Source organism: uncultured Streptococcus sp. (assembly GCF_963525625.1).
In the GTDB taxonomy this organism is placed as follows: Bacteria; Bacillota; Bacilli; order Lactobacillales; family Streptococcaceae; genus Streptococcus.
Genome location: NZ_CAURLD010000005.1, coordinates 98,745 through 115,563, shown reverse-complemented (window position 1 = coordinate 115,563; position 16,819 = coordinate 98,745). Strand labels below are relative to the sequence as shown.

The 16,819-nt window shown below is 48.4% G+C and carries 8 protein-coding genes, 1 tRNA gene, 1 other RNA gene and 2 pseudogenes; 11 read left to right on the top strand and 1 reads right to left on the bottom strand.

All coding sequences use genetic code 11. The features are described from left to right. The first annotated feature begins 24 nt into the window (after window positions 1–24). The 3 genes from RYK49_RS04340 to rpsU all read left to right on the top strand — a co-directional run bounded on the left by RYK49_RS04340 (window position 25) and on the right by rpsU (window position 1,775). Window positions 25–756, top strand: a complete 732-nt coding sequence (locus tag RYK49_RS04340) for a polyphosphate polymerase domain-containing protein (RefSeq protein WP_314864998.1) — start codon at window positions 25–27, stop codon at window positions 754–756. 11 nt (window positions 757–767) lie between these two features. Continuing rightward, window positions 768–1,451: a DUF4956 domain-containing protein gene (locus RYK49_RS04335; RefSeq protein WP_314864996.1), complete on the top strand. Its 684-nt coding sequence runs from the start codon at window positions 768–770 to the stop codon at window positions 1,449–1,451. 147 nt (window positions 1,452–1,598) lie between these two features. Continuing rightward, entirely contained in the window at window positions 1,599–1,775 is a 177-nt protein-coding gene (gene rpsU / locus RYK49_RS04330; protein ID WP_000048054.1) for a 30S ribosomal protein S21, read from the top strand. A gap of 114 nt (window positions 1,776–1,889) precedes the next feature. Here rpsU and mscL read toward each other — a convergent pair whose 3' ends face one another. After that, complete coding sequence (mscL, locus tag RYK49_RS04325) at window positions 1,890–2,273, bottom strand: large conductance mechanosensitive channel protein MscL (RefSeq protein ID WP_314864994.1); 384 nt, start codon at window positions 2,271–2,273, stop codon at window positions 1,890–1,892. Window positions 2,274–2,427: 154 nt separating this feature from the next. On the opposite strand from mscL, the gene dnaG reads away from it, so the two are divergent. The 8 genes and pseudogenes from dnaG to RYK49_RS11350 form a co-directional block, all read left to right on the top strand. After that, window positions 2,428–4,212, top strand: a complete 1,785-nt coding sequence (gene dnaG / locus RYK49_RS04320) for a DNA primase (protein ID WP_314864992.1) — start codon at window positions 2,428–2,430, stop codon at window positions 4,210–4,212. 2 nt (window positions 4,213–4,214) lie between these two features. Beyond that, window positions 4,215–5,327 carry an RNA polymerase sigma factor RpoD gene (rpoD, locus tag RYK49_RS04315; protein ID WP_314864990.1) on the top strand — a complete coding sequence of 371 codons (1,113 nt, stop codon included), beginning with the start codon at window positions 4,215–4,217 and terminating at the stop codon, window positions 5,325–5,327. A 117-nt stretch (window positions 5,328–5,444) separates the two neighbouring features. Then, entirely contained in the window at window positions 5,445–5,783 is a 339-nt protein-coding gene (locus RYK49_RS04310; RefSeq protein ID WP_002895943.1) for a metal-sulfur cluster assembly factor, read from the top strand. Between the two features lie 81 nt (window positions 5,784–5,864). Next, window positions 5,865–6,213: a transfer-messenger RNA gene (gene ssrA / locus RYK49_RS04305) on the top strand. A 166-nt stretch (window positions 6,214–6,379) separates the two neighbouring features. Then, window positions 6,380–7,228: a DUF695 domain-containing protein gene (locus tag RYK49_RS04300; RefSeq protein WP_314864988.1), complete on the top strand. Its 849-nt coding sequence runs from the start codon at window positions 6,380–6,382 to the stop codon at window positions 7,226–7,228. Window positions 7,229–7,266: 38 nt separating this feature from the next. Next, window positions 7,267–7,354, top strand: a tRNA-Ser gene (locus tag RYK49_RS04295). Between the two features lie 208 nt (window positions 7,355–7,562). After that, window positions 7,563–12,482: pseudogene (locus tag RYK49_RS11355) on the top strand (accessory Sec-dependent serine-rich glycoprotein adhesin); the annotation flags it as partial. Window positions 12,483–14,534: 2,052 nt separating this feature from the next. Continuing rightward, a pseudogene (locus RYK49_RS11350) lies at window positions 14,535–16,511 on the top strand (LPXTG cell wall anchor domain-containing protein); the annotation flags it as partial. Window positions 16,512–16,819: the final 308 nt, after the last annotated feature.

Here is a 16,819-nt window from a genome sequence, read left to right as displayed (position 1 = left end):
TTGTAGAATTAAAGGAGAGTCCAAATGAAACAAAAGCAAATCCAAACAAACTTCCAACGGATCGAAACTAAGTATATTCTTGACCGAGCAATGCTAGCTCGTCTTGAGGCTGACATGAGACCTTACCTTATCGCAGATGATTATGCGACTTCAACCATTTCCAATGTGTATTTTGATAATGATGAGTTCCAGATGATTCAGGATTCCATTGCCAGAAAAGGTGGTCGCGAAAAGATGCGGATGCGCACTTATGCTGAGCAACCGAATGATGATAGTCAAGTTTTCTTGGAAATCAAGAAGAAACGCGATGAAGTAGGCTTCAAATACCGTTTGGTTTCCAATCCTCTCTCTGTGACCAACTATATTGTGAATGGTGTGGCAGACTATACTATTTCTGATGACCGGGTCAAGGCAGAAGTAGAACAGTTACAGGAGCGCTATCTAGACTTGAAGCCAAAAATGGTGATTAGCTATGACCGCTACTCTATGAGAGGCTTGGAAGATATAAAGGTACGTGTGACAGTTGATTCCAACATCCGATACCGAGATTATGATGTAGATTTGGCTTCAGGTCGCTATGGACTGCCCTTGCTGGAAGACGACAAGGTGATTATGGAAATCAAGGTTCCTGGTCAGTATCCTCAGTGGCTGGCTGATATTCTCAATAAATATGGACTAGAAGACCAGTCCTTCTCAAAATACGGCAAAGCCTACCTGCAAACTAAAGAAAGGCTGACTCAAACAGTCAAGGCCTAAGGAGGTAGTCTATGCTCGATCAGTTATTTAACAGTATCTATTCCTCCACAGAGGTCAAGATTAATCCTTTGGCATTGATTTTTTCACTAGTTACTAGTGTGGTTTTAGGAATTATCTTGGCCAAGGTCTATAAGCGACAAACCATTTATACCAAGGAATTTGTCGTCACACTCTCCCTTTTGCCAGCCATTATTTCCATTATCATCTTCTTGGTTAATGGAAATTTGGGTACCAGTGTCGCCGTAGCAGGAACTTTCAGTTTGATTCGCTTCCGGTCGGCCGCAGGTGGCTCCAAGGAGCTCTTAGCTATCTTTATGGCGACGGCTATCGGGATTACAACAGGGATGGGATTTGTAGCCCTGGGAATTGTCTTTACTCTAGCTATTTCAGGCATCTGGATGCTCTTTGAAAAGATGAGCTTTACTTCAGTCAGTCCGACCAGACGTTATGTCCAGGTTCAGGTTCCAGCTGATTTTGACTACGAAGTACTCTTTGATGCTATCTTTGCAACGACTTGTAAATCAGCAGAACTGACCTCTCTCAAGTCGGCTGAAAAAAAGTCTATCAAGCTGGACTATGTTGTTGACTTGAATCCTGATATAAGCGACAGAGAGCTCATTCAGCAGTTCCTGTTCTACGATAAGGTTCAGGACATTTCCCTTTCCAAAGCCGCTAAGAAGCGTAAAACTCTCTAAGCAAAAGAAGACCAGCTGCAGCATAGCAGTTGGTTTTCTTATTTGTATAATAAAAAGGGGATACATCACACTTACAGAAAATACTTGACACTCTTTTCTATATGTGGTATGATTATATAGATTTTGGACTTGAAGGGAGTGAAAAAAATGTCAAAAACAGTAGTACGCAAGAATGAATCACTTGATGATGCACTTCGTCGTTTCAAACGTGCGGTTACTAAAGCTGGTACTCTTCAAGAAACACGCAAACGTGAATTCTATGAAAAACCTTCTGTAAAGCGCAAACGCAAATCAGAAGCAGCTCGTAAACGTAAAAAATTCTAATTGAACAAAGAAGCAGGCTCCGGTCTGTTTTTTGTTTTGGATCTTTGGAGAGAAGAGGGTGATTATGAGCAATAAGGCAAGAAAAAAACACTGATTTTCATCAGTGAATTCTCTTTATTTTTTCTCAGCCAGCAAAGCTTTGATTTCTTGCAGGACTTCCAACTCAGTTGGTCCAGCTGGCGCTTCTTCAGCTTCTTCCTTCTTCTTAGCAAGGCTTTGTGCTTTTTCAGCAGACTTAACGATGAAGAAGAGAACAGTACCGATTACCAAGAAGTTAATTACAGCGCTCAAGAAGTTACCATAAGCGATCCCGTTCCATTTCAGATCAGCAATTTGCTCCAATTTTGCAGCTTTCAAAATTGGGTTGAGGAAGAGGGGAGTGATTACGTCAGTAATCAATGAAGTGACGATTGCTCCAAAGGCGTTAGCGATGATCACACCGACTGCCAAATCAATCACGTTCCCACGCAGCAAGAATTCTTTAAGATCCTTTAACATTCTTTCATTCCTTTCAAGAATTTATTAATGAGATTATATTATAGCTTATTTATATGACATCTACAAGATATTTGCTTGTCAAATATTTTACATTTGCTTCATTTTAGTATAAAATATAGAATGATATTCTATGATAAATTGGAGGTATTGTCTCTTGGTTGATAAAGAAATCATTTCTGAAATTAAAAACAGCGTCAATATCGTCGATGTCATAGGAGAAACAGTGGCCTTGACTAAGGCTGGGCGGAATTTTCTGGGACTCTGTCCCTTTCATGGCGAAAAGACGCCCTCTTTTAACGTTGTAGAGGACAAGCAGTTTTATCACTGTTTTGGCTGCGGCAAGTCGGGCGATGTCTTCAAATTCATTGAAGATTATCGAGGCGTTTCCTTTATGGATGCTGTGCAGATTGTAGCAGAGCGGGCAGGGATTCCCTTGGCTGTGGAGACAGCGGGCAATGACCGACCGAGACAAAGCCATCCGCATCAGGCGCTCTACGATATCCATACTGAGGCAGCAAAATTTTATCATGCGGTCCTGATGACGACCAAGATGGGAGAGGAAGCGCGGGCTTATCTCTACCAGCGGGGGCTGACAGATGAAGTTCTTAAGCATTTTCAAATCGGGCTGGCTCCTAATGAGGGGAATTATCTTCATAAGAGTATGGCTGGCAAGTTTGATGAGAATACCATCATGAACTCGGGCCTCTTCAATCTGGCGGAGAATAATCTGGTCTATGATGCCTTTCAGAATCGGATTATGTTTCCCCTGACCAATGACAGTGGGCAGGTTGTGGCTTTTTCCGGACGGATTTGGCAAGCAGCGGCTTCAGACGGGCATCAGGCCAAGTATAAAAACAGTCGCAGCACCGCTATTTTCAACAAAAGCTACGAGCTCTATCATCTGGATAAGGCTAAGCCGGTTATCAAGAAGAGCCATGAGGTTTATCTAATGGAAGGCTTCATGGATGTGATTGCGGCTTATCGGGCTGGGATTGAAAATGCGGTTGCCTCTATGGGAACAGCTCTGACACCTGAGCATGTCCAGCATCTAAGTAAGTATTGCAAGAAAATTATCCTGTCTTACGATGGAGATAGGGCAGGTCAGGCAGCGACTGCTAAGGCTTTAGATGAGCTGAGAGATATGATGGTGGAAATTGTTCGGATTCCGGATAATTTAGATCCCGATGAATTTCTAGCTAAAAATTCTGAGGAAGACTTGCAGCATTTGCTGAGCAAAACGCGAATAAGTAATGTGGAGTTTCTGCTGCATCATCTGAAACCAGATAATATTGAAAATCTGCAGGCTCAGATTGAGTTTGTAGAGAAGATGGCACCGATTATTGCGAAGACCAAGTCCATCACAGCGCAGAACTCCTATATATACATGCTGGCTGAGTTGCTGCCGGACTTTGACTATCAGCAGGTGGAGCAGACGGTAAATAATAGACGGCTGGCTGAGCGCTCTAGTCGCAGTCAGGAGGCGCCCACTCAGCAGTCTCAACCAGTCGTCATGCAGTTTTCGCCCTCAAATCGGCTGAGTCGGCTCATGAGGGCGGAAAATCATATCTTCCACCGCATGATGCATCATCCTTTGATTTTGAACCAATACCGGCTAAGAGAAGACTTTGTCTTTGACTCGGAGGAATTGCAGACCTTATATGAGATTTTGCTGGCGAATGGCGAGGTGACACCACAGGATTTGTCCCAGCTGCCGGATCATGTCCAGCAGGCTTGGTACCGCGTCTTGGAAGAAGACTTGCCTGATGAGGTTTTGGAAGATGAGTTGAAAGAAGTGGAAGAAACCAGAGAGCGGGAGATTTTGCGCAAGCATAATCAGTATATTAGTAAGAAGATTCGAGAAGCCTCTCACAGCGGAGATACGGATACAGCCCTGTCCGAGCTGGAGCGCTTGATTGAGCAAAAAAGAAGAATGGAGTAGGAATGGCTACAAAACAAAAAGAAGTAACAACATTAGACGTTCAAATTGCAGAATTTATCCGCAAACACAAGCAGACAGGGGTTGCGACAGATGATGAAATCAATGACCAGCTGGTCATTCCTTTCACTTTGGATGCCGATGGGATTGAGGATTTGCTGCAGCGCATCCAGGATGCGGGCATCTCAATTACGGATAAAGAAGGAAATCCCAGCGCGCGTGTCTTAAATAACGAAGAGGAAGAAGCGGAGCTGACGGATGAAGAGCTCCTAGGCAGCAATTCAGCCAAGGTTAATGACCCAGTCCGCATGTATCTGAAAGAAATCGGGGTTGTGCCCCTTCTCAGCAATGAAGAAGAGCAGGAGCTGGCTATCTTGGTAGAACAGGGAGACTTGGAAGCCAAGCAGCGTCTGGCTGAGGCCAATCTTCGTCTGGTTGTTTCCATTGCTAAGCGCTATGTCGGCCGTGGTATGCAGTTCCTTGATTTGATTCAAGAAGGAAATATGGGGCTGATGAAGGCTGTTGATAAGTTTGACTACACCAAAGGATTTAAGTTTTCAACTTATGCGACTTGGTGGATTCGTCAGGCCATTACCCGTGCGATTGCTGACCAAGCTCGGACTATTCGGATTCCAGTCCACATGGTGGAAACCATTAACAAGCTGGTCCGCGAGCAACGCAATCTCTTGCAGGAATTGGGTCAAGACCCAACACCAGAGCAAATCGCTGAGCGCATGGATATGACGCCTGACAAAGTTCGTGAGATTCTCAAGATTGCTCAAGAGCCAGTTTCCTTGGAGACACCTATCGGTGAGGAAGATGACAGTCATCTGGGAGACTTTATCGAAGATGAAGTGATTGAAAATCCAGTCGACTACACAACACGTGTCGTTCTTCGTGAGCAGCTGGATGAGGTCTTGGATACGCTGACAGACCGCGAGGAAAACGTCTTGCGTCTGCGCTTTGGTCTAGACGATGGAAAAATGCGGACACTGGAAGATGTCGGCAAGGTCTTCAATGTCACCCGCGAGCGGATCCGCCAGATTGAAGCCAAGGCCCTGCGTAAACTCCGCCATCCAAGCCGCAGCAAACCACTCAGAGACTTTATCGAAGATTAAGGAATGAAGAGCAAGGAGGGGCAGAGCAGGAAAGCGTCAAGCCGGCAATCCTAACTGAAAGCAAAAGCCCCTCGAGCTAACTTGAAATTTCTGCTATATCTATAAGGAGGATATTGCATGTCAGAAAAAAAATACAGCCCTGAAGAAGTTGAAAAGATTAAAACACGTATTTTAGAGAGCTTGGAGCAAGTCATTGACCCAGAGCTGGGGATTGATATTGTCAATCTGGGTCTAATCTATGAAATCCGTTTTGACGAGACTAATGGGGAAACGGAAATCGATATGACACTAACAACCATGGGATGCCCTCTGGCGGATCTTCTGACTGACCAAATCTATGATGCTATGTCAGATGTTCCAGAGGTTACCAAGACGGATGTTAAGTTGGTTTGGTACCCAGCTTGGACGGTGGAAAAGATGAGCCGTTATGCTCGAATTGCTTTGGGGATTCGCTAAGAACTGATAGTAAGTACTAGCCTGCTGCGTGCAGGCTTTTGCTTTTTTTAGCAGATTCTGTTATAATGTTCCTATTGTCTTGGGGTCGTTACGGATTCGACAGGCATTATGAGGCACATTTTGCAACCCATCTAGCGGATGTAAAACGCCAGTTAAATATAACTGCAAAAAATAACAATTCTTACGCTTTAGCTGCCTAAAAACCAGCCAGCGTGACCCGATTCGGATTGCTTGTGTCTGATGACAGGTCTTATTATGAGCAAGCTACGGCAAAGTCTAGTCTAGGGATTTTGCAAGAGATTGATAGACTCGCTTGACTTGGGCTTGAGCTATGTGTCAAAGTGAAGTTAAACCAATACATAGCCTATGGTTGTAGACAAATGTGTTAGCAGGTGTTTGGACGTGGGTTCAACTCCCACCGGCTCCATTATTTTAAAGCTTTTCTAAAACGTTGAGAAATCAGCGTTTTTTGCTTTTGCTATGTTCAGGGAATCTTGATTTCTGTTTGAAAAAGTAATACAATGATGTTAGTGATGACAAAGGAAATATTGGTATTTCTAGTTGGTCAATTTCATAAGTATTAAGGGAAGTTTGATATGATTTTTTTTAAGAATCTGTTTGGTAAGAAGCAAGAACAAGAGGAAGAGAAATTAGAAAAGGTGGAAGAATCAACAGTGCTCGATGTGCCTTCTGAGGATCCTTTTCCGAGTGAATGGGGATCTTTCTCGACCTATATTGACGACAAGTTGGCTAGTATCCGTCTGAATCTAGCTCTTGCTGATGAGGCACCCTATCCTCTCTATACCCATGCTATGAGGCTTAAGATTTCGCTCCTCCAGTACGATGGAGAGACGGGTTTTCCATCAAGTGAAGAGTTTAAGGAGCTGAATGTGATTGAGGATCGGCTTTCTGAGGCTTTGGGGCAGGTCGGTGGCATTCATGTTGGTGTGATTACAACAGATGGAAATATTGAGTTTTACTACTATCTGCAAGATAAGAAAAGCCATCTGGAGCCGATTGCAAACGTGATGCGCGACTTTCCAGACCGCCGCTATGACTCGGCTACCTTGGAAGATGAGGAATGGGATCAGTACTTTGACTTTCTCTATCCTAATGAATACGAGTATCAGACCATTCTCAACCAGCGGGTCTGGTACCAGCTGGAGCAGGACGGCGATGACCATAGTCAGGAGCGCGAGATTGACCATTGGGCATATTTTGCTTCGGAGGAAGACCGAGATGGTTTCCTAAAGGAAGTTGAAGAGTTGGGCTATAGCCTCGTATCTGCTGAAAAGATAGAAGATGCGGACAAACCATATCAGCTGCAAGTGATTCGTATGGATACGACGGAAATCTTTGATTTGAACCAGAATGTTTGGACTTTGGTTGAATTTGTGAAAAAATTTAATGGAAACTATGGCGGTTGGGGCTGTAATGTGGTATAATGGTTAAAGTTTTGAGAAAGCTGGACTTTCTCTTTTGTGGAAGATTACTCAAGAGGCTTAAGAGGCTGTGTTGGAAACGCAGTAGGCGTGTAAAAGCGTGCGTGGGTTCGAATCCCATGTCTTCCGTCATAAGATGCAAGAAACGCTGTTTAGCGTTTTTTTATTTGTTAAAAAAGATGAAAGCTACCTAATTATTTTGAATATGAATATTTTTGGAAATGCTTGAAAACAATTTCAGCAAAAAAAATAAGTATTTTATTGTTCATTTTATATAATAGTGTGGTAAAATGGGATTAATGGATTTTTAAAAAGGATATAAATTAAAGGGAGAATTATGTTTTTTAAACGTCAAAAAGGTAAGTACCACGAAGTAGAGCGTGTGACTCGTTTTAAGCTGATTAAATCGGGCAAGCATTGGCTGCGTGCTGCGACATCACAGTTCGGCCTTTTTAGATCAATGAGAGGGGGAGGCCTTTCATCGATCGAGCTCAAGGTAACGGAAGAACAAGTTACCGATAAGAAGAGCGGCATAGACTTTTTGAGGGGCATTGTCGCCACGGGAGCCGTGCTGGGCGGAGCTGTTGTGACAAACACAATCGTCCATGCGGAAGAAGAGCAGGCTCTGGAAAAAGTCATTGACACGACAGACGTTTTAGCGACACGTGGTGAAACAGTTTTAGGAGAAGAAAGCAGTGCTGCTGAAGCAGCGACCGCAACAGCAAGCTCACATACTGAGTCAGAGTCTGTATCAGATACATCCTCAGCCAGTGCCAGTGCTTCTGTCAGTGCGTCTATCTCTGCCAGCATTTCAGCTTCAGAGTCAATGTCACAGTCTAGCTCTGCTTCTATCAGTGCCAGCACATCTCAATCAGTCTCAGATTCTTTAAGTGTATCTGAGTCTCTTTCAGTGTCTTCAAGTACATCTGATTCAGTCAGAGCTAGTACTAGTCAGCCAACCAGTTCTTCTCAGTCAGTTTCTGCCAGTCAGACCTCTGCATCGTCTGCATCAGAAACCGGCAACTCTACAAGCAGCCAGCAGTCTACAGAATCCTCTAGTCAGACTGGGCGTAGAAGAACGCGTCGTGACGTAGCAAATGCTGTTGATACAGAGAGACCTGTTGTTAATGTTCCAAGTGAAATTACAGTTTATAGAGGAGAGTCATTCGAATATTATGCGACTGTTACAGATAATTCGAATGCTTTTGATATATCCAGAACACGATATCGTTGGCTATATAATAATGGCGATGATAGAGCTACTAATTGGGTGCAACATTCAGTTCAACAAGAGGGTAATCAGCTAAGGATACGAATTTATGGAAATGTTCCTGTTGATACAGCTATTGGTGACTATACGCGTTATATTGTTGCTACCGATGCTGCAGGTAACGTGAATGTGACGCAACAAGAAATGAACGCTGCGGTTAGAAAAAGAGAAGTTAATGGTCAGTTTATGTTAATTATTCGATACAGACCAAATCTTCCTGAGAATACTGTATTAGTCAACAATCCTAATCAATTATCTGAAACTGAAAAAAATCAGGTCAGAGAAGCGATTAAGCAGAGTAATCCAAACTTAAGAGCGATAGATGTAGAAAATAAAAACTTAAATACAGCTATTTCGGTTTCTAATAATGGTAATACTACTATCACATTCAGAGATGGCAGAACGGCCACAGTTGATGGTGGCAAGTTAGTAGATACAAGAGAAGGAAGTACTTCTAAATCTGCAAGCACCTCCGCATCCGTCAGCGCCTCTACCTCAACAATCGCATCTATTGCAGAAAGTAAGTCAGCCTCTGCTAGTGCCTCAACTTCAGCAAGTAGTTCCGCATCTATAAGTACTTCTGTGTCAATTAAGACCTCTGCGTCCACTAGCGCATCGGTAAGTGCAAGTACGTCCGCGTCGACAAGTGCATCAGTTTCAGCAAGTACGTCTGCATCGACAAGTGCTTCAGTTTCAGCTAGCACGTCCGCTTCAACAAGTGCATCAGTAAGTGCAAGTACCTCAGCCTCAACAAGTGCTTCAGTTTCAGCTAGCACGTCCGCGTCAACAAGTGCGTCAGTGAGTGCAAGTACATCTGCATCGACGAGTGCGTCGGTAAGTGCAAGTACGTCTGCATCGACAAGTGCGTCAGTCTCAGCAAGTACGTCAGCTTCCACAAGTGCCTCTGTATCTGCAAGCACGTCAGCTTCAACGAGCGCGTCGGTAAGTGCAAGTACGTCAGCTTCAACGAGTGCGTCCGTAAGTGCAAGTACGTCAGCTTCCACAAGTGCCTCTGTCTCAGCAAGCACGTCAGCTTCAACGAGTGCCTCTGTAAGTGCAAGCACGTCCGCATCGACTAGTGCGTCCGTAAGTGCAAGTACGTCCGCGTCGACAAGTGCATCAGTTTCAGCAAGTACGTCTGCATCGACAAGTGCTTCAGTTTCAGCTAGCACGTCCGCTTCAACAAGTGCATCAGTAAGTGCAAGTACCTCAGCCTCAACAAGTGCTTCAGTTTCAGCTAGCACGTCCGCGTCAACAAGTGCGTCAGTGAGTGCAAGTACCTCGGCTTCCACGAGCGCGTCAGTGAGCGCAAGTATGTCTGCGTCCACTAGTGCATCCGTATCAGCAAGTACCTCAGCTTCCACTAGCGCGTCCGTTTCTGCAAGTACGTCCGCTTCAACGAGTGCATCAGTAAGTGCAAGTACGTCCGCTTCAACGAGTGCGTCAGTAAGTGCAAGTACTTCAGCATCGACGAGTGCGTCAGTAAGTGCAAGTACCTCAGCGTCGACCAGTGCGTCCGTTTCAGCAAGCACCTCCGCATCGACTAGTGCGTCTGTAAGCGCAAGTACGTCCGCCTCCACTAGCGCGTCTGTAAGTGCAAGTACGTCCGCTTCAACGAGTGCGTCAGTAAGTGCAAGTACGTCCGCATCGACAAGCGCATCGGTAAGTGCAAGTACCTCAGCTTCAACCAGCGCGTCTGTAAGTGCAAGTACGTCCGCATCCACAAGTGCGTCTACAAGTGCAAGTATGTCTGCCTCCACTAGCGCGTCTGTAAGTGCAAGTACGTCCGCTTCAACGAGCGCGTCAGTAAGTGCAAGTGAATCAGCGTCAACGAGTGCGTCTGTGTCAGCAAGCACGTCCGCCTCCACGAGCGCATCAGTATCTGCCAGCACATCGGCGTCCACAAGCGCGTCAGTGTCTGCCAGCACGTCTGCGTCGACAAGCGCTTCAGTATCAGCAAGCACGTCAGCGTCGACAAGCGCATCAGTATCAGCAAGTACGTCAGCGTCAACGAGTGCGTCAGTGTCTGCCAGCACGTCCGCGTCGACAAGCGCGTCCGTATCAGCAAGTACGTCAGCGTCGACAAGCGCGTCAGTGTCTGCCAGCACATCAGCGTCAACGAGTGCGTCAGTGAGCGCAAGTATGTCTGCGTCCACTAGTGCATCAGTATCAGCAAGTACGTCCGCATCGACAAGTGCGTCAGTTTCAGCAAGCACGTCCGCGTCCACTAGCGCATCTGTAAGTGCAAGTGAGTCCGCTTCAACGAGCGCATCCGTATCTGCGAGCACGTCCGCATCTACCAGCGCGTCCGTATCTGCAAGTGAATCCGCATCGACGAGTGCGTCCGTAAGTGCAAGTACGTCCGCTTCAACGAGTGCATCAGTAAGTGCAAGTGAGTCCGCTTCAATGAGCGCGTCCGTAAGTGCCAGCACGTCCGCTTCAACGAGCGCATCTGTAAGTGCAAGCACATCAGCATCGACGAGTGCATCCGTATCAGCAAGTACGTCCGCGTCCACTAGCGCCTCTGTATCCGCAAGCACATCAGCATCGACGAGTGCGTCAGTATCTGCAAGTACGTCCGCGTCCACTAGCGCATCTGTAAGTGCAAGTGAGTCCGCTTCAATGAGCGCGTCCGTATCTGCAAGTACGTCCGCTTCAACGAGTGCATCGGTAAGTGCGAGCGAATCAGCTTCAACGAGCGCGTCAGTAAGTGCAAGTACGTCAGCATCGACGAGTGCATCCGTATCAGCAAGTACATCTGCCTCAACGAGCGCTTCCGTAAGTGCAAGCACGTCAGCTTCAACGAGTGCATCCGTTTCAGCAAGTACGTCAGCTTCAACGAGCGCTTCCGTAAGTGCAAGCACGTCTGCGTCGACTAGCGCGTCAGTATCTGCAAGTACGTCCGCATCGACAAGTGCATCTGTTTCTGCAAGCACATCGGCATCAACGAGCGCGTCGGTAAGTGCAAGTACGTCCGCCTCAACGAGTGCGTCCGTATCTGCCAGCACGTCCGCCTCAACGAGTGCGTCCGTATCTGCAAGTACGTCCGCCTCAACGAGTGCTTCAGTGAGTGCAAGCACCTCAGCCTCAACAAGTGCATCAGTAAGTGCCAGCACGTCCGCGTCGACGAGTGCATCAACATCTGCAAGTACGTCCGCTTCAACGAGTGCATCAGTAAGTGCAAGTGAGTCCGCTTCAATGAGCGCGTCCGTAAGTGCCAGCACGTCCGCTTCAACGAGCGCATCTGTAAGTGCAAGCACATCAGCATCGACGAGTGCATCCGTATCAGCAAGTACGTCCGCGTCCACTAGCGCCTCTGTATCCGCAAGCACATCAGCATCGACGAGTGCGTCAGTATCTGCAAGTACGTCCGCGTCCACTAGCGCATCTGTAAGTGCAAGTGAGTCCGCTTCAATGAGCGCGTCCGTATCTGCAAGTACGTCCGCTTCAACGAGTGCATCGGTAAGTGCGAGCGAATCAGCTTCAACGAGCGCGTCAGTAAGTGCAAGTACGTCAGCATCGACGAGTGCATCCGTATCAGCAAGTACATCTGCCTCAACGAGCGCTTCCGTAAGTGCAAGCACGTCAGCTTCAACGAGTGCATCCGTTTCAGCAAGTACGTCAGCTTCAACGAGCGCTTCCGTAAGTGCAAGCACGTCTGCGTCGACTAGCGCGTCAGTATCTGCAAGTACGTCCGCATCGACAAGTGCATCTGTTTCTGCAAGCACATCGGCATCAACGAGCGCGTCGGTAAGTGCAAGTACGTCCGCCTCAACGAGTGCGTCCGTATCTGCCAGCACGTCCGCCTCAACGAGTGCGTCCGTATCTGCAAGTACGTCCGCCTCAACGAGTGCTTCAGTGAGTGCAAGCACCTCAGCCTCAACAAGTGCATCAGTAAGTGCCAGCACGTCCGCGTCGACGAGTGCATCAACATCTGCAAGTACGTCCGCTTCAACGAGTGCGTCAGTAAGCGCAAGTACGTCCGCCTCAACAAGTGCGTCAGTAAGTGCAAGTACGTCCGCCTCAACGAGTGCGTCAGTATCTGCAAGTATGTCTGCATCGACGAGTGCGTCAGTCAGCGCAAGCACCTCAGCCTCAACAAGTGCATCTGTATCTGCAAGCACCTCAGCATCGGCGAGTGCATCAGTAAGTGCAAGCACCTCAGCTTCAACGAGCGCATCCGTAAGTGCAAGCACGTCTGCGTCTACTAGTGCATCCGTAAGTGCAAGCACGTCCGCATCAACGAGCGCGTCAGTGAGCGCAAGTGCCTCAGCGTCGACAAGTGCGTCAGTATCAGCCAGTACCTCGGCGTCCACGAGCGCGTCAGTGAGTGCAAGTACTTCAGCGTCGACAAGTGCGTCCGTTTCAGCAAGTACCTCAGCATCTACAAGTGCGTCGGTAAGTGCAAGTACGTCTGCTTCAACCAGTGCGTCAGTAAGTGCAAGTACGTCTGCTTCAACCAGTGCGTCAGTAAGTGCAAGTACGTCCGCATCAACGAGTGCGTCCGTTTCAGCAAGTACGTCAGCCTCAACGAGCGCGTCGGTAAGTGCAAGCACGTCTGCTTCAACGAGTGCGTCAGTAAGCGCAAGCACATCGGCTTCAACAAGTGCCTCTGTTTCTGCAAGTACGTCAGCATCGACCAGCGCGTCAGTAAGTGCAAGTACGTCCGCTTCAACGAGCGCATCCGTAAGTGCAAGCACGTCTGCGTCTACTAGTGCATCCGTAAGTGCAAGCACGTCCGCATCAACGAGCGCGTCAGTGAGCGCAAGTGCCTCAGCGTCGACAAGTGCGTCAGTATCAGCCAGTACCTCGGCGTCCACGAGCGCGTCAGTGAGTGCAAGTACTTCAGCGTCGACAAGTGCGTCCGTTTCAGCAAGCACGTCCGCTTCCACTAGTGCATCCGTGAGCGCAAGCACCTCCGCGTCAACTAGCGCGTCAGTGAGCGCAAGTACGTCAGCATCCACAAGTGCGTCAGTCAGCGCTAGCACGTCTGCGTCAACCAGCGCCTCTGTATCAGCAAGTACCTCAGCGTCCACGAGTGCGTCAGTGAGCGCAAGTACCTCCGCATCGACCAGCGCGTCCGTAAGTGCAAGTACCTCGGCTTCAACGAGCGCGTCAGTAAGTGCAAGTACCTCAGCGTCGACGAGTGCCTCAGTGTCCGCAAGCACGTCCGCATCGACGAGCGCGTCAGTGAGCGCAAGTACCTCAGCATCGACAAGTGCGTCAGTAAGTGCAAGTACGTCCGCGTCCACAAGTGCATCAGTTTCAGCAAGTACGTCGGCTTCAACGAGTGCGTCAGTAAGTGCAAGCACATCTGCGTCCACAAGTGCGTCAGTTTCAGCAAGTACGTCCGCGTCGACGAGTGCATCCGTAAGCGCAAGTACCTCGGCATCGACGAGTGCCTCAGTAAGTGCCAGCACGTCCGCGTCGACGAGTGCATCAGTGAGTGCAAGTACTTCAGCGTCGACGAGTGCGTCAGTATCTGCAAGTACCTCAGCGTCAACGAGCGCATCTGTGTCAGCAAGCACGTCCGCTTCCACTAGTGCATCCGTGAGCGCAAGCACCTCCGCGTCAACTAGCGCGTCAGTGAGCGCAAGTACGTCAGCATCCACAAGTGCGTCAGTCAGCGCTAGCACGTCTGCGTCAACCAGCGCCTCTGTATCAGCAAGTACGTCAGCATCAACCAGTGCCTCAGTAAGTGCCAGCACGTCCGCGTCGACGAGTGCATCTGTATCTGCAAGCACGTCAGCGTCTACCAGCGCATCTGTATCTGCAAGTACATCTGCCTCAACGAGCGCGTCTACAAGTGCAAGCACGTCTGCGTCGACTAGCGCGTCAGTATCTGCAAGTGAATCTGCGTCAACCAGTGCGTCAGTATCTGCAAGTACGTCCGCATCAACGAGTGCATCTGTAAGCGCAAGTACATCTGCCTCAACGAGTGCATCAGTAAGTGCAAGTACGTCCGCATCGACGAGTGCTTCAGTATCAGCAAGTACGTCCACTTCAACGAGCGCGTCAGTTTCAGTAAGTACATCCGCTTCAACGAGCGCATCAGTAAGTGCAAGTACGTCCGCCTCAACCAGCGCGTCTGTATCTGCCAGCACGTCGGCATCAACAAGTGCGTCTGTATCTGCAAGTACCTCAGCGTCAACCAGTGCGTCCGTAAGTGCAAGCACCTCAGCATCAACCAGCGCATCAGTATCCGCAAGCACGTCCGCGTCAACCAGTGCAAGCACGTCTGCCTCAACGAGTGCATCTGTGTCCGCAAGTACATCCGCATCGACGAGTGCGTCAGTGAGTGCAAGTACGTCAGCATCAACAAGTGCGTCCGTAAGTGCAAGTACGTCCGCGTCAACCAGCGCTTCTGTATCCGCAAGTACATCCGCCTCCACGAGCGCGTCTGTATCTGCCAGCACGTCGGCATCAACAAGTGCGTCTGTATCTGCAAGCATGTCTGCGTCAACGAGCGCGTCCGTAAGCGCAAGCACGTCCGCGTCGACTAGTGCGTCAGTATCCGCAAGCACCTCAGCGTCAACGAGCGCGTCCGTAAGCGCAAGCGAATCAGCGTCGACTAGTGCATCTGTATCTGCGAGCGAATCAGCGTCGACGAGTGCGTCAACAAGTGCAAGTACGTCAGCGTCAACGAGCGCGTCCGTAAGCGCAAGTACGTCCGCGTCCACAAGTGCGTCAGTGAGTGCAAGTGAATCAGCATCGACGAGTGCATCAGTTTCAGCCAGCACGTCCGCTTCAACGAGTGCATCCGTATCAGCAAGTACCTCAGCGTCTACCAGTGCGTCTGTATCCGCAAGTACGTCCGCATCGACGAGTGCATCAGTTTCAGCCAGCACGTCCGCTTCAACGAGCGCGTCAGTGTCAGCAAGCATATCTGCGTCTATGAGTGCCTCAGTATCAGCAAGTACGTCAGCGTCGACAAGCGCGTCCGTAAGTGCAAGTACGTCAGCGTCGACAAGCGCATCTGTATCCGCAAGTGAATCTGCGTCGACAAGCGCCTCAGTAAGTGCAAGTACGTCCGCGTCAACTAGCGCGTCAGTATCCGCAAGTACCTCTGCGTCTACAAGTGCGTCCGTAAGTGCGAGCGAATCTGCATCAACCAGTGCTTCAGTAAGCGCAAGTGAGTCCGCTTCAACCAGTGCATCTGTCTCAGCAAGTATCTCAGCTTCAACGAGTGCGTCTGTAAGCGCCAGTACGTCCGCTTCGACGAGCGCATCCGTCTCAGCAAGTACGTCAGCGTCCACAAGTGCATCGGTAAATGCCAGCACGTCAGCTTCAACGAGCGCATCAGTAAGTGCAAGCACGTCTGCATCAACCAGTGCATCCGTAAGTGCAAGTGAGTCCGCTTCGACGAGTGCGTCTGTCTCCGCAAGTGAATCAGCGTCAACGAGTGCATCTGTATCCGCAAGTACGTCTGCCTCAACCAGCGCATCTGTCTCTGCAAGTGAGTCCGCTTCGACGAGTGCGTCTGTGTCAGCAAGTGAATCCGCCTCAATCAGCGAATCCACTTCAGTAAGTGCATCTGCCTTGGCGATGGCAAGTATATCTGCCTCAGTAAGTGCTTCAGAATCTGCAAGTACATCGGCTAGTCTATCTGGTTCAGAAAGTGCTTCGATTAGCGATTCTCAGTCAATCAGCGAGTCTACCTCACTGAGCACCAGCACCTCAGTCTTGCATAGTCAGCTGGATCTGGTTCATGAGAAGGAATTCTACTCATTAAGCCTTTCTACAAGTGAGTCACTGTCAGCAGCAGTCAGTCTCAGCGAGCTTGCCCGTGTCAGTCAGTCTGTATCAGAAAGCCTGTCTACGAGCCTGTCAGCTAGTCAGAGCACATCTGAAAGTCTGTCCGCTTCAGCAAGACAGTCTGAGCTGGATCTGATTTCTAGAGGTCGTCTGCCTCAGACAGGGGAGACGGAGAGCAAGGCTTCCATCCTAGCTCTGGGTATAGGAGCCTTGGGCTTGGCCTTCAAGAGACGTAAAAAGAAAAGTGACTCTGAGGAGTAGCAGTAAATAGTGCCGATCAGTTTATCTTTTAGTCCGTCGAAAGTTCACTCAGTTAGTGAGTTGAGGAAGTGATGGGCAGAGTAAGCCTTAAGGAAATAACTTGATAATTTCTGGTGCTTGCTTACTAAAATACTAGACCAGGAACTAGTAAAAAGAAACCGAGAGGCAATAGAAACAGGAAGTTTTGACAACTTCCTGTTTTTTTGACAATTTAGTAGAAAAAAGTATCCTTTATTGTGCAGGAAAATCCTTGAGAATATAGATTTTTTGGACAATATTTTATATAATATCAAGTATAGAAATGATGT